Genomic DNA, 14,209 nt, shown 5'->3' with positions numbered 1-14,209 from the left:
TTGCACCCCTGAATTTCCCTTGCTACGACTTTGGGATCAGGAATGGAATGTTTAATTATTAAGTAAATTTATTTAGTGTGGACACATTAAGCTACAAAACAGTATCAGCCAACAAGGCGACAGTAACCAAAGAATGGGTACTTGTAGATGCTGAAGGACAGACTTTAGGCCGCCTATCTTCTAAGGTTGCAAAAATCCTTAGAGGTAAGTACAAGCCAGACTTCACCCCACACGTTGATTGTGGAGACAACGTAATTGTTATCAACGCAGAGAAAATCAACTTAACTGGAAAGAAATGGGATGCTAAAGAATACATCCGTCACACAGGCTATCCAGGTGGACAAAGAAGTTTAACTGCTTCAGAATTATTTACAAAAGCGCCAGAGCGTCTTGTTGAAAAAGCAGTAAAAGGAATGCTTCCTAAAAACAAATTAGGATCAGCTCTTTTCCGTAATTTAAAGGTTTATGCAGGATCAGAACACGATCAGGAAGCTCAAAAACCTAAAACTATTAACTTAAACGATCTTAAGTAATGGAAGTTATTCACAAAATTGGCCGTAGAAAAACGGCTGTTGCACGTGTATATGTTTCTGAAGGAAAAGGAAACATCACTGTAAACAAAAAAGATCTTAACGATTACTTTACCACAAGCACATTACAGTATAAAGTAAACCAGCCTTTCAATCTTACCGAAACTGCGGGGACTTTTGATGTAAAAATCAACGTGTACGGTGGAGGAATCACAGGACAGGCAGAAGCTATCCGTCTTGCTTTATCTAGAGCGATGGTAGAGCTTAACGAAGAGAACAAATCGACTCTTAAGCCAGAAGGATTACTTACAAGAGACCCAAGAATGGTGGAACGTAAGAAATTTGGTCAGAAGAAAGCTCGTAAGAAATTCCAGTTCTCTAAACGTTAATATGTATTGGGTATTTACCCGATTAAGTTCATTTAAATTAAAAATTTTGTTGTTATCTCGGTCATGGTTATCGAGAGTTAGTTTAGCATCTAAACGATTAGGGCCATACTTAACAGTAGCCACCTAATTGTTGCTATCTCAACAGAAAGTAAACTATTACAAAAATGGCAAATAAAGTAGAAGTTAAAGAATTACTTGATGCAGGTGTACACTTTGGACACCTAACAAGAAGATGGAATCCAAACATGGCTCCTTACATTTATATGGAGCGTAATGGTATTCACATCATCAACCTATATAAAAGTGCTGCTAAAATGCAAGAGGCTGGTGAAGCCCTTAAAAAAATAGCAGCCAGCGGCAGAAAAATACTTTTCGTTGCTACCAAAAAACAAGCAAAAGAAATCGTAGCTGAGCAAGCTGAAAAAGCAAACATGCCTTACATCACAGAAAGATGGCCAGGTGGTATGCTTACCAACTTTGTTACTATCCGTAAAGCTGTTAAGAAAATGGCTTCTATCGATAGAATGAAAAAAGACGGTACTTTTAATACTCTTTCTAAAAAAGAACGTCTTCAGGTAGATCGTTTAAGAGCTAAGTTAGATAAAAACTTAGGATCTATTGCAGATATGACCAGACTTCCAGGAGCATTATTTGTAGTAGATATTACTCGTGAACATATTGCAATAAAAGAAGCTCAAAAATTAAACATTCCAATTTTTGCTATGGTAGACACGAATTCAGATCCTCGTGAAGTGGATTATGTAATTCCTGCCAACGATGATGCTTCAAAATCCATCGACAAAGTAGTATCTTATGTATCAGAATCTATCGTAGAAGGTTTATCTGATAGAAAATCTAACAAAGATTCTAAAAAAGAGGATAAAGAAAGTAAAAGCGAGAAAGCTCCAAAAATGCCAAAAGCAGAAGGAGAAGTTCCATCTAAAGACGCATCAGACAAAAAAGCCATGAAAGAGGCTAAGAAAGATGTTAAATTAGAGTCTAAACAGGAAACTTTAGAGAAAGCGACCTCTTCTAACGAAGAAGAATAAAATATAACATTTTGGTAAACTCTATGAGTCGTTTAGTTTATTTCTTTACAAAATAACTAAACGACTCATACTATCAAGAACCTCAAGGGAAACCAGCGAGGTTGAGTCTGAAAACTTTTTATACAATTTCGAGGCAAGCCTCGGGGAATTAAACCCTCCATGAGGGATTAAAAACTAAAACAACTATGGCAAAGATAACCGCCGCTGAAGTAAATAAATTGAGAAAAGCTACGGGAGCAGGAATGATGGACTGTAAAAAAGCTCTTGTAGAAGTTGATGGTGATTTTGATAAAGCAATCGAAGTTCTTCGTAAAAAAGGACAGAAAGTAGCTGCTAAAAGAGCAGACAGAGAATCTTCTGAAGGAGCTGCTATTGCTAAAGTAAATGCAGATGCTACTAAAGGTGCTGTTATTTCTTTAAACTGTGAAACAGATTTCGTAGCTAAAAACGATGATTTCGTAAAACTAGCTAATGATTTTGCAGAGTTAGCCCTTAACTTTTCTACTAAAGAAGAGCTTTTAGCTGCAGATTACAACGGGATTTCAGTTCAGGATAAATTAACTGAACAAACCGGAGTTATAGGTGAAAAAATCGAGATCGGATCTTTTAAAATTTTAGAAGCTCCTTTCGTAGGATCTTACATTCACGCTGGTAACAAAATTGCTGTTTTAACCGGTCTTTCTAAAAACGTAGAAGGTGCTGAAGAAGCTGCAAAAGACGTTTCTATGCAAGCTGCTGCCATGAACCCGGTTGCCCTTAACGAAGAAGGTGTAGATCAAACGACTATCGAGAAAGAAATCGAGATCGCAAAAGACCAGTTAAGAGCTGAAGGGAAGCCAGAAGACATGTTAGACAATATAGCTAAAGGTAAAATTAAGCGTTTCTTTAAAGACAATACTTTAGTAAACCAGGCATTCATTAAAGACAACAAATTATCTGTTGCAGAATACGTAAAATCTGTAGATTCAGATCTTACTGTAGTTGCTTTTGAAAGAGTTGCTTTAGGAGAATAATTTCTTCGGAAAAAATATATCGACAAAAACCGCTTCAATTGAAGCGGTTTTTTTTATTTTACTTAATAACCGAGATTAAATACCTCGGCCCGTCCCAATGACTATAAAGATCGGGATACTTCGAAATAAAAAATAATTTTCTAATAAATCTCTCATGGACTTGCCCTGAGGTAGTTTAAATCTATGTCCCAAAAACCATTTAAATTCAAACAATTTGAAGTCCTTCAGGATCGATGTGCCATGAAAATAGGCACAGATGGTGTTCTTTTAGGCGCATGGGCCGATATTAGCGAAAATACCGATAGTATTTTAGACGTTGGTACCGGCACAGGAGTCATCGCTCTTATGATGGCACAGCGTTGTTCTGCACAACTTATAGATGCTCTGGAAATTGATGAAGCCGCCTACGAACAAGCCGTAGAAAATTTTGAACGTAGTGATTGGGGCGATCGCCTTTTTTGCTACCATGCCGAGTTTGGCGAGTTTGTAGAAGAAATGCAGGACGAAGAAAAATATGATCTTATCATTTCTAATCCGCCATTCTATAATTCAGACTTCAAAAGTGCTTCAGAAGAAAGGGATATGGCCCGTTTTCAGGATGCTTTACCATTTGAATTATTATTGGAAGGATCAACTTATTTACTTTCCGAAGAAGGGAAACTAGCCGTTATTATCCCTAAGGATCAAGAACAGGTTTTTCTAAAAATTGCCGGTAACTTTAATCTTTTCCCTGAAAAAATCACTTACGTAAAAGGAACCCCTACTTCTGCAATCAAAAGATGTCTTGTTTTATTGGGAGCAAAGCCCATTGAAGTCGTAAAGGATGAATTAATAATTGAGCACGAAAGACATCAATATACTAACGAATATCAAAAATTAGTTGCTCCCTTCTATCTGAAAATGTAATTTCTATTGATTCCTATTAAAAACTTGGTTACATTTAATGAAACTACACATTGCAAATGAAACCAGATCTTTTTACAGCACCAGATTATTACAATCTTGACGATTTACTGAACGACGAACATAAAATGGTACGCGACGCGACGCGCGCCTGGGTTAAAAAAGAGCTAAGCCCGGTTATAGAAGATGCCGCTCAGAAAGCAGAATTCCCAAAAGGTTTACTAAAAGGCTTAGCTGAAATTGGCGCTTTTGGGCCATACATTCCTGAAAGTTATGGCGGTGCCGGCTTAGACCAGATTTCCTACGGGATCATTATGCAGGAAATCGAAAGAGGAGACAGCGGAATACGCTCTACCGCCTCGGTACAGTCGTCTTTGGTAATGTATCCTATCTACGCATACGGATGTGAAGAACAAAAGCAAAAATACCTTCCAAAATTGGCTTCTGGTGAATTAATAGGATGTTTTGGTTTAACCGAACCAGATTTTGGCTCGAATCCTGGCGGAATGCTTACCAATTTTAAAGATAAAGGGGATCATTATGTACTAAACGGAGCGAAATTATGGATCTCTAATGCTCCTTTTGCAGATATCGCAGTAGTATGGGCAAAAAACGAAGAAGGCCGCATACACGGGCTTATAGTGGAACGTGGCATGGAAGGATTCTCTACGCCCGAAACTCATAATAAATGGTCCCTTCGCGCCAGTGCCACCGGTGAACTTATTTTTAATGATGTTAAAATACCAAAAGAAAATCTTTTACCCGAAAAAAACGGATTGGGCGCACCACTTGGCTGCCTTGATTCTGCAAGATATGGAATTGCATGGGGCGCTATTGGAGCAGCAATGGACTGTTACGACACCGCATTGCGTTATGCTAAAGAACGAATTCAGTTTGGAAAACCTATTGCGGTAAAGCAACTTCAGCAGAAAAAATTAGCTGAAATGATTACTGAAATTACCAAAGCCCAGTTATTAGCCTGGCGCTTGGGGACTCTTAGGAATGAAGGAAAAGCAACTTCAGCACAAATATCCATGGCTAAAAGAAACAATGTTGAAATGGCCTTAAAAATTGCCAGAGAAGCTCGCCAGATTTTAGGAGCGATGGGAATAACGGGAGAATACAGCATCATGCGCCACATGATGAACCTTGAAAGTGTTATTACTTATGAAGGCACCCATGATATTCATCTGCTAATCACGGGAATGGATATTACAGGACATCCCGCTTTTTAAAAATTAGATTCCAAATTCGATAAAATCGAGTTACAAAAGATCAAAACAAGGGCAGCGCTTACATCGTTTGCCTTTTTTATATTTCTCGCAGCATTTGGTTTTTAATTTCACTTCCTTTTTGGGCATCACCCCCTCTACCCTGAGGAAATCTTTAGATTTTTCAGAATAAAAAATAATGATATGAAAATGAGTTAATCCAATCATAATATCTTTCAATTTAACCAGAATTACCGAAATTTGCTACTAACAATTTGCAAAAAGACTGTTACAATTTTAAAATCCCCATGCCAGCGAGTATTTTTGCGGCAAATTTAAGTGAAGCTATGATTAAAGACATCAATAAAGTTTTAAAACCACAGGTAGAAACTTTACTAAACCACACGCTATATTCAAAAGTAACCACTCCAAAGGAATTGCAAATATTTATGGAGCACCACATTTTTGCAGTTTGGGATTTTATGTCGTTACTAAAAGCTTTACAGCAAAATCTTACCAAAACTACCAATCCCTGGTTCCCGGTTGGGAATCCTGAAACCAGATATTTAATCAATGAAATTGTACTGGCCGAGGAAACCGATGTTAATTTCTACGGGAAACACCAAAGTCATTATGAGATGTACATTGATGCTATGGAAAAAGCAGGCGCAAATACCATCAAAATCACTACATTTTTAAATCAGGTAATTCATGGTACCGATATATACTTAATTATTGCTGCCAGTGATTTACCCTGGAGCATCAAACAGTTTTTAAAATTTACTTTTGAAACCATTTCTGAAGGTAAACCGCACAAAATAGCCTCTGCATTTACCTTTGGCAGGGAAGGATTAATCCCTGGGATGTTTACTTCTATTATCGGGAATATCCAAAAGAATTTCCCTGAAAAAGACTTACAATTATTCAAATATTACTTTGACCGCCATATAGAATTGGATGATGATGAACACGGACCAATGGCCTTTGAAATGATTACCCATCTTTGCGGAAAAGACATTGCGAAATGGCAGGAAGTTGAAGCCATTGCTAAACAAGCTTTAAATACCCGAATTGAATTATGGGATGGAATAGAACAAGAAATTGATCTACTCGCCATAAAAAACGAAAAAGCCAACTCTTAAAGAATTGGCTTTTTAAATATCATTTATTGTTAAGTGGACTCTGGCGCTAATTTCACTTCCAATCCATCCAAATCTTCGGTAATTGGGATCTGGCAACTTAAACGGCTGTTATCCTCAACAAAAAATGCCTGATCTAGCATATCTTCTTCCTCAAAACTCTGCTCTGGCAACATGTGCTCCAAATTAAGCACATAACACTGGCAGGACGCACACATCGCCATCCCACCACAGATACCAATCGTACCTTCAGGAGCAAGTTCGTACGAACGAATGACTTCCATTAAATTCATATTCATATCTGTAGGTGCATCTACAGTATGCGCTTCACCTTCTCTGTCTATGATGGTAATTTTTATATCAGACATGTCTTTATATTTTGAAGCTCTAGGCTTCCACTACTAATTTATACTTTTAACTACTTCTTTTTTCGCTTCTTTTCTACTTCCGTCAAAACCATCAACACCACTCACGGTAGTATATTTCATCACATATTTCTTATCTGGAAATATACGTTGATAAGCACTCTGGCACATAATCGCTGCTTCGTGGAAGCCACAAAGGATCAGCTTTAATTTACCTGGATAAGTATTTACATCGCCCACTGCATACACACCGGGAATATTAGTTTGATAATCGTAAGAATTATTGACCTTTATGGCGTTCTTTTCAATTTCCAGTCCCCAATCACCTATTGGCCCTAGTTTTGGCGATAAACCAAATAACGGAATAAAATAATCGGTTTCTTTAACCTCTTCACCAAGTGCCGTATCTTTATGTCTTATTACTACCGCTTCAAGATCATCTTCTCCTTTTAGATCAACAACCTCGGCATTTGTAATTAGTTTTATTTTACCGATTTTGGATAATTCTTCTACCTTTTCTACGGAATCTAAAGCCCCTCTAAACTCCTGTCTTCTGTGCACTAAAGAAACCTCTGAAGCTACATCGGCAAGAAAAATCGCCCAATCTAAAGCAGAATCACCTCCGCCCGCAACAACTACTTTTTTATCGCGATAGGTTTCTGGCTCTTTAATCATATAAGCCACCCCTTTGTCCTCAAAACCAACAATATTTGGTATAGGAGGTTTTCTTGGCTCAAAACTTCCCAAACCTCCGGCAATCACCACTACCGGCGCATGATGCTTAGTCCCCTTGTTTGTGGTTACTATAAAACTACCGTCTTCTTGTTTATCGATGGTTTCAGCACGCTCTCCCAATGTAAAACCTGGCTCAAAAGCCCTTATTTGCTCCATTAAATTACTTACAAGGTCTCCTGCAAGTACTTCTGGAAAACCAGGAATATCATATATGGGTTTCTTAGGATATATTTCTGAACATTGACCACCTGGTTGTGGCAAAGCATCGATAAGATGACATTTCAATTTTAATAATCCTGCCTCGAAAACAGTAAAAAGTCCTGTTGGTCCTGCACCAACAATTATCATATCTGTTTCAATCATGCTATTTGGGTTAATTTGAAAGTTTATTCGATAATCGCGATTATATGCTCCGATCCGTCCTGATCCAGATGGTTATCGGGATCAGGAGACCTTGAAATAAAACCATTATCTAATAAATGCCTCATGACATGGCCCTGAGGTTATTTATTTTTGTATATTAATTACTTCTTCTATCTGTGGTGCGTACTTTTTAATGGTCATTTCTACTCCAGACTTTAAAGTCATTTGATTTACAGAGCAACCTACGCAAGCACCTTCTAACTGTACTTTCACTAAACGATCGTCTTCAATCGCAACCAAAGAGATATCACCCCCATCACTTTCTAAAAAAGGGCGAATTTCGGCTAATGCCTTTTCTACATTAATTTTTACTTCTTCGCTTGTCATTTACTTAGTTTTAACCGCACTACATCCAGCCATCGTGGTGATCTTAATCGCCTCGGTGGGAGGTAAGCTTTTGTTTCTGTTTACCGTTTCCTGAACCATATTCCTGGTAAGCTCTTTGAAAGATTCCTCTAAAGGAGTATTTTCCTGAAGTGCGGCAGGACGACCAATATCGCCTGATTCCCTAAGGCTTTGCACCAATGGAATTTCTCCTAAAAATGGCACCTGTAAATCTTCAGAAAGGTTTTTAGCTCCCTGCTCACCAAAAATATAATATTTATTATCCGGCAACTCCTGTGGGGTAAAGTACGCCATATTTTCAACAATACCCAGCACGGGTACGTTTATGCTTTCCTGCTGAAACATCGCAACTCCTTTTTTAGCATCTGCTAATGCCACATTTTGTGGTGTACTCACTACAACTGCTCCTGTAATGGGCAAGGATTGCATGATGGAAAGATGAATATCTCCTGTTCCCGGAGGTAAATCGACCAAAAGAAAATCTAATTCTCCCCAGGCCGCATCAAAAATCATTTGATTTAGTGCTTTTGCAGCCATTGGACCTCTCCAGATCACCGCCTGGTTTGGTTTGGTGAAAAATCCAATAGAAAGGATTTTAACTCCGTAATTTTCTACCGGCTTCATTTTAGATTTCCCCTCAACATTTACAGATAATGGACGCTCTGCAGCCACATCAAACATAATAGGTACAGATGGGCCGTAAATATCTGCATCTAAAACACCTACTTTAAAGCCCATTTTCGATAAAGTAACCGCTAAATTCGCAGTAACGGTAGATTTTCCTACACCACCTTTTCCTGATGCTACGGCCACTACGTTTTTAATCCCGGGAATAGCTTTTCCTTTAATTTCAGGAGCTTTTTTCTCCGCCGCAGGCGCTTCAACCTTAATATTTACTTTTACTTTCGCTTTTTCATAGACTTTTTCGTGAATAGCTTTCATCACATCTACTTCAGCTCTCTTTTTTATATGGAGCGCAGGCGAACTTAATACTAAATCTACAACGACCTCGTCTCCAAAGGTCATAACGTTTTGAACAGCACCGCCTTCTACCATGTTTTTACCTTCTCCGGCAACACTAATAGATTCTAATGCTCTGATTATTTCTTTTCTATCTAATTTCATAAAAATTTTTAGTCAGAATATCTTCTAATTAGATCGATTCTAAATGCAAATATACTTTGAAATGCTAAGAACACGAAGCATTTATAAAGAATTGATCTATTATCTAATAAATACAATTAATTCAGGTTTTCTGAATAGTAAACTATCGAAGGGCAAGCCCATAAAATAGCTGTTAGAAAATGTTTTTTATGCCCTAGTCATCTCACTATCGGGACGGCACAGGATATAAACTTTTAGTCTCGATTATCGGATAAACACTCCAGATTTAGTGTAACCACAACCCAAAACCTTACAGAAATAAATTTCTTAAGAATGTTCTCCCAACTCGCTCATGGGATCCCAAAAAACAGATTCAAAATCAACGATTTTCAACTCTAGTACTTTCACTCCTTCAGCTTCCAATAATTGTTGCATGGCATTAGACCCTCCAAAATGACTTTTACCGGTAAGCACACCATTTCGATTTACCACCCGATGGGCAGGAATATCCTCCCGGTTTGTAGAAGCATTCATAGCCCAGCCTACCATTCTCGCACTTTTTGCTGAACCAAGATATTTTGCAATAGCACCGTAAGAAGTTACACGGCCTTCAGGAATTTGTGCGGCTACTTTATATACTTCTTCAAAAAATCCAGATTTATCTACCACACTCATGAATTGTATATTCTAATTATGGTAATAACCACAAGAACCGCCATTAAACCCGCCATGAAGTAATTGGAATATTTAGCGAATTTCTCTGCTTTTTTTTCAATCTTAATAAAAGAAAGTACATACAGGTAAAGACTGGTAAAGCTACCTAGCGACGCTGCAACTGCAAAGGCTATAATTTTAAACCAGTTATAGCTAACGCCAACCCCTACGTTAAAAGCACCGGCAATAGCGCAAAAATAAGGGATGGGAAAAATATTTAACGCAGCTATAATCATGCCTTTATACAAACTGCTGTTTTGTTTTTTCTTGGAATGGGCCGGCATACCTTTTTTTCTTTTGGCCTGAACAAAAAAATACACTCCTAACATACTGAATATCACCAAGGCCGCTCTAAGCATGATCCTTCGTACAAATTCGTGTTCAAAAATATATTTAGCCAATAAAACCGCAATAAAAGCCTGAAGAAGAATAACTACAGAAGCTCCTATAGCCACCAGCATCCCATTTTTCTTACCACGCTCAATACAGGTTTTAGCGACAGTCATGTTCACCAAACCCGGCGGCAAAACTCCAAAAAGCGCCGCAAAATAAACAATGAGAAAAATTTTTGCTTCTTCCAAAAAAACCTTTTATTTTATTCTGAACTTAATATATGTAATTGGTTTTCCTTTTTCAAGATACTGCTTTTCATAGAAAGTTTGTATACTGGTTACCTCTTTTGGCGCTCCTTCATTTTTATAAACATGATGATTGGCATAAATAACTTCGTGCCCTTCGCCATGCAACAAACCTAAAGTATACCCGTGCATAAACTCGCTATCGGTTTTTAGGTTTACCAAGCCATCTGGCTTTAGTATTTTTTTATACTTCTGTAAAAAATCGGTGTTTGTTAAGCGATGCTTGGTTCTTTTATACTTAATCTGCGGATCTGGAAATGTGATCCAAATTTCGCTAACCTCATGTTCAGCAAAAGCATCATCGATAAGCTCGATTTGCGTTCTTAAAAACCCCACATTATCCAATCCTTCTTCTATAGCTGTTTTTGCACCGCGCCAAAAACGCGCTCCTTTAATATCGATCCCTATAAAATTCTTTTCGGGAAAAGCCTGTGCTAGCCCAAGACTATATTCACCCTTACCACAACCTAATTCTAAAACAATTGGTTTATCATTTTTAAAAAAATCGGCATTCCATTTTCCTTTATACTGAAAGTCAGCCTCCGTAAGCTCTTCCCTCGTTGGCTGAATGACATTTGAAAATGTTTCGTTCTCTTTAAAACGTTTTAATTTATTCTTACTTCCCACAGCTGAAATTTGATTTTCGGCAAATTTATAGAATTATATTTCAGTTTTTAGCAAAGTTAATACTACAAATGTATAATTTCAGTATTCAAAGACAAGCTTTTAGAAAATTCAAATTTAGATTTAAAAATTTCGTGATGTTTTTTTAATGCATAAAAACCGGCTGAAGTCTTTACGAATCTATATTTGTAAAATGCAAAAAAAGCGAATTTTAGTTGCGGCTTTAAATTGGGGCCTTGGTCATGCTACCAGATGCATTCCTATTATCAAAGCGCTGCTAAAAAATGATTACGAACCTGTTTTAGCTTCAGATGGTAATGCATTACGGCTTTTAAAAAAAGAGTTCCCACATATTATTTGCCTGGAATTACCTTCTTATAATATAAGATATACCGAAGATCCCAAAAAATTAAAATGGAAATTGCTTTTTGACAGCCCACGTATTCTAAAAGTAATTAAGGCTGAAAAAAAAGCAACCCAGGGAATTATACGGGATTATCAAATTTTAGGAATAATTTCAGATAATCGCTGGGGCGTAAGAAATAAGCGATTAAAATGTGTTTTTATAACACATCAGCTCAATGTCCTTTCAGGAAACACCACCTATTTTAGCAGTAAAATTCAGCAAAAATATATTGAAAAGTTTGATGAATGTTGGATTCCGGATCTACCAGGCAGTAAAAACCTAAGTGGCATCCTTGGACATTTAAAAACTAACAATCCAGCCCTAAAATATATTGGTCCTTTAAGCCGTATTGAAAGAAGATCCTGGCCAAAAATTTATGATTATTTAATTATCCTTTCTGGACCCGAACCTCAGCGAAGTTTTTTAGAAAAGCGTCTCCTTGATGCTTTTAAAGATACCGAACACAAGATTTTATTTATAAGGGGTGTTTTTTCTTCGGAAGAAATCAGCTTGAAAAACCCTAATATCAATATTAGGAATCATCTTTACGGTGCTTTTTTACAACAAGCCCTGAATAGTTGTAAATGCGTTATCGCACGATCGGGCTACACTACAATTATGGATCTTTGTAAAATTGAAGCAAAAGCTTTTTTTATACCAACTCCCGGACAATTTGAACAGGAATATCTGGCAGAACGTTTTGAAAAACTGGGTATAGCCCCATTTTGTCAGCAAGCTGACTTCTCTTTAGAGAAATTAGAAAAACTAGATGAATTTTCAGGCTTCAGTAGTTTCAGTTTCCAATACCCTTTTAGGGATCTCTTTACTCTTTTCGAGTGTGAATGAAAATTCGCTTCCTACCCCAAAAACACTTTCTACATAAATTTTTTCGCTATGAGCTTCGATAATATGTTTTACGATAGACAAGCCTAAACCAGAACCACCTTCTTTACGGGATCCACTTTTATCTACACGATAAAAACGTTCAAATAAACGTGGAATATTATCCTTCGCAATCCCTTCGCCATTATCGGTTACCCTAACGATGACTTTATTTTTAATTAAATTTTCGATACTAATCTCTGTTGTACCACCTTCTTTTCCGTATTTAATGGAATTGACTACCAAATTTGTAATGACCTGCTGAATTCTTTCCTGGTCGGCTCTCACCCAAATGGCTTCCTGATACTCCATATCGAACGTAAGGGTTATATTCTTTTTAGCCGCTTTCATCTCTAATAGATCGAAAGTATTTTGAATTAATTCAACAATATCAAAATCTTCAGTATAAAGATGTAAATCCCCTGTTTCTAACTTGGTGATCATATCCAGGTCTTTAACGATATAGATAAGTCGCTCTACTCCTTTACTGGCTCGTTGCAGATACTTTTTACGCACGGTTTTATCTTTCATCGCCCCATCTAACAAAGTTAAAATGTATCCCTGCACCGTAAACAATGGTGTTTTTAACTCGTGTGAAACATTCCCCATAAATTCTTTACGGTAATTCTCGCGCACTTTAAGGGTTTCTATTTCAAGCTTTTTATTTTCGGCAAACTTCTCCACCTCTCGGGTTAACGAAGCCATATCTGTAGTCACCTGATTAGGATTAAGTGTAGAAGAGTCTAATAAAGATACGTCGTCGTAAATTTTCTTAATCCTTTTATAGATAAAGTTCTCTACCCGATATTGCGTGGTAAAAAATGAAAAGGTGTAGCACACCAATGCGAATCCCAAAAGTGCCCACCAGTGAAAGTTTCCTGAAAAATAAGAAAAAGCAGTCCACAGACCGCTTAAAAATAAGGTTAGATATAAAGAGGTCTTTATTGCAAACGTGTAGGACTTCTTAAATTTTTTTGCCATTAAACTACAAACTTATAACCAACTCCTTTTACGGTTTTAAAGCTGTCGTCACCTATTTTTTCTCTTAATTTACGAATATGTACATCTATAGTACGCCCTCCAACAACAACTTCGTTCCCCCAAACTTTATCAAGGATATCCTCTCTTTTAAATACTTTTCCTGGTTTAGAGGCCAATAGTGAAAGTAATTCAAATTCTTTACGAGGTAAAATCATCTCCTCTTTATTCTTTACTACTTTATATTCATCTCTATTGATTACAATCTCCCCTACCTTTACAATATTGGATGTTGCTTCTTCGTCCCTAAACCTTCTAAGTAGTGCTTTCACCTTACTTATTAAAACTTTTGGTTTTATAGGCTTGGTGATATAATCGTCTGCACCGGCATCAAAACCTGCCATCTGCGAGTAATCTTCACCCCTAGCAGTTAAAAAGGTAATAATAGTATCATCTAATTCTGGTATTTTTCGCATTTGCTCACAGGCTTCTATACCATCCATGCCCGGCATCATAACGTCTAGAATAATTAAATGAGGTGATTTTTTCTTAGCTACCTTTACCGCATCAGCGCCATTATCGGCAGTAATTACCTGATACCCTTCTGCAGAAAGGTTATATCCAACGATCTCTAGGATATCTGGCTCGTCATCTACTAGAAGGATCCTGATGTCTTTTTTCTTCATTTTAGTATAGATTTTAACAAATACGCGGTAAATGTAATTATTAATTTGAACCTACAATTTACGCATTTATTTAGT

The 14,209-nt window shown here is 37.2% G+C and carries 17 protein-coding genes; 8 read left to right on the top strand and 9 right to left on the bottom strand.

The window, feature by feature from the left end:
- The first annotated feature begins 77 nt into the window (after nt 1–77).
- From rplM to L1967_RS00320, 7 genes are all read left to right on the top strand, one after another.
- The gene (gene rplM, locus L1967_RS00350) at nt 78–533 is read left to right on the top strand and encodes a 50S ribosomal protein L13 (RefSeq protein WP_092539499.1); all 456 of its coding nucleotides are present in this window, start codon (nt 78–80) and stop codon (nt 531–533) included.
- Nucleotides 533–919 (top strand): 30S ribosomal protein S9, encoded by a 387-nt coding sequence (gene rpsI, locus L1967_RS00345; RefSeq protein ID WP_013070026.1) that lies wholly within the window; start codon nt 533–535, stop codon nt 917–919. Before rplM ends, rpsI begins: the two co-directional genes overlap by 1 nt.
- Nucleotides 920–1,083: 164 nt before the next feature.
- The gene (gene rpsB / locus L1967_RS00340; RefSeq protein ID WP_249599727.1) at nt 1,084–1,968 is read left to right on the top strand and encodes a 30S ribosomal protein S2; all 885 of its coding nucleotides are present in this window, start codon (nt 1,084–1,086) and stop codon (nt 1,966–1,968) included.
- A gap of 185 nt (nt 1,969–2,153) precedes the next feature.
- The gene (tsf, locus tag L1967_RS00335) at nt 2,154–2,981 is read left to right on the top strand and encodes a translation elongation factor Ts (RefSeq protein WP_249599726.1); all 828 of its coding nucleotides are present in this window, start codon (nt 2,154–2,156) and stop codon (nt 2,979–2,981) included.
- Between the two features lie 183 nt (nt 2,982–3,164).
- The gene (locus tag L1967_RS00330) at nt 3,165–3,887 is read left to right on the top strand and encodes a tRNA1(Val) (adenine(37)-N6)-methyltransferase (protein ID WP_249599725.1); all 723 of its coding nucleotides are present in this window, start codon (nt 3,165–3,167) and stop codon (nt 3,885–3,887) included.
- 56 nt (nt 3,888–3,943) lie between these two features.
- The gene (locus L1967_RS00325) at nt 3,944–5,119 is read left to right on the top strand and encodes an acyl-CoA dehydrogenase family protein (protein WP_249599724.1); all 1,176 of its coding nucleotides are present in this window, start codon (nt 3,944–3,946) and stop codon (nt 5,117–5,119) included.
- 323 nt (nt 5,120–5,442) lie between these two features.
- Nucleotides 5,443–6,237: a DUF3050 domain-containing protein gene (locus L1967_RS00320; protein WP_249599936.1), complete on the top strand. Its 795-nt coding sequence runs from the start codon at nt 5,443–5,445 to the stop codon at nt 6,235–6,237.
- A gap of 29 nt (nt 6,238–6,266) precedes the next feature.
- Here the strand turns inward: L1967_RS00320 and L1967_RS00315 are convergent, their stop codons facing one another.
- The 7 genes from L1967_RS00315 to trmB form a co-directional block, all read right to left on the bottom strand.
- A complete protein-coding gene (locus L1967_RS00315; RefSeq protein ID WP_013070019.1) occupies nt 6,267–6,602 on the bottom strand; it encodes a 2Fe-2S iron-sulfur cluster-binding protein in 336 nt (111 codons plus the stop codon).
- A gap of 33 nt (nt 6,603–6,635) precedes the next feature.
- The gene (locus L1967_RS00310) at nt 6,636–7,697 is read right to left on the bottom strand and encodes an NAD(P)/FAD-dependent oxidoreductase (protein ID WP_249599723.1); all 1,062 of its coding nucleotides are present in this window, start codon (nt 7,695–7,697) and stop codon (nt 6,636–6,638) included.
- A 144-nt stretch (nt 7,698–7,841) separates the two neighbouring features.
- Nucleotides 7,842–8,084, bottom strand: coding sequence for a NifU family protein (locus L1967_RS00305; protein WP_249599722.1), 243 nt, complete (start codon nt 8,082–8,084; stop codon nt 7,842–7,844).
- Nucleotides 8,085–9,227 carry an Mrp/NBP35 family ATP-binding protein gene (locus L1967_RS00300; RefSeq protein WP_249599721.1) on the bottom strand — a complete coding sequence of 381 codons (1,143 nt, stop codon included), beginning with the start codon at nt 9,225–9,227 and terminating at the stop codon, nt 8,085–8,087.
- Nucleotides 9,228–9,533: 306 nt separating this feature from the next.
- Nucleotides 9,534–9,881, bottom strand: a complete 348-nt coding sequence (locus L1967_RS00295) for an MGMT family protein (RefSeq protein WP_249599720.1) — start codon at nt 9,879–9,881, stop codon at nt 9,534–9,536.
- Nucleotides 9,878–10,501 carry a LysE family translocator gene (locus tag L1967_RS00290; RefSeq protein WP_249599719.1) on the bottom strand — a complete coding sequence of 208 codons (624 nt, stop codon included), beginning with the start codon at nt 10,499–10,501 and terminating at the stop codon, nt 9,878–9,880. Before L1967_RS00290 ends, L1967_RS00295 begins: the two co-directional genes overlap by 4 nt.
- A 9-nt stretch (nt 10,502–10,510) precedes the next feature.
- Nucleotides 10,511–11,185 carry a tRNA (guanosine(46)-N7)-methyltransferase TrmB gene (gene trmB, locus L1967_RS00285; RefSeq protein ID WP_249599718.1) on the bottom strand — a complete coding sequence of 225 codons (675 nt, stop codon included), beginning with the start codon at nt 11,183–11,185 and terminating at the stop codon, nt 10,511–10,513.
- Nucleotides 11,186–11,375: 190 nt separating this feature from the next.
- On the opposite strand from trmB, the gene L1967_RS00280 reads away from it, so the two are divergent.
- Nucleotides 11,376–12,434, top strand: coding sequence for a glycosyltransferase (locus L1967_RS00280; protein ID WP_249599717.1), 1,059 nt, complete (start codon nt 11,376–11,378; stop codon nt 12,432–12,434).
- On the opposite strand, the gene L1967_RS00275 is transcribed toward L1967_RS00280, so the two are convergent.
- Complete coding sequence (locus L1967_RS00275; RefSeq protein ID WP_249599716.1) at nt 12,366–13,451, bottom strand: sensor histidine kinase; 1,086 nt, start codon at nt 13,449–13,451, stop codon at nt 12,366–12,368. The two genes, L1967_RS00280 and L1967_RS00275, sit on opposite strands and share 69 nt — an antisense overlap.
- Nucleotides 13,451–14,134 carry a response regulator transcription factor gene (locus tag L1967_RS00270; RefSeq protein ID WP_249599715.1) on the bottom strand — a complete coding sequence of 228 codons (684 nt, stop codon included), beginning with the start codon at nt 14,132–14,134 and terminating at the stop codon, nt 13,451–13,453. The genes L1967_RS00275 and L1967_RS00270 overlap by 1 nt, the downstream gene beginning before the upstream one ends.
- Nucleotides 14,135–14,209: the final 75 nt, after the last annotated feature.

This window comes from Zunongwangia pacifica (assembly GCF_023499215.1).
Taxonomy (GTDB): domain Bacteria; phylum Bacteroidota; class Bacteroidia; order Flavobacteriales; family Flavobacteriaceae; genus Zunongwangia; species Zunongwangia pacifica.
The sequence above is the reverse complement of the archived record's forward strand: the minus strand, read 5'-3'. Positions and strand labels throughout refer to the sequence as shown.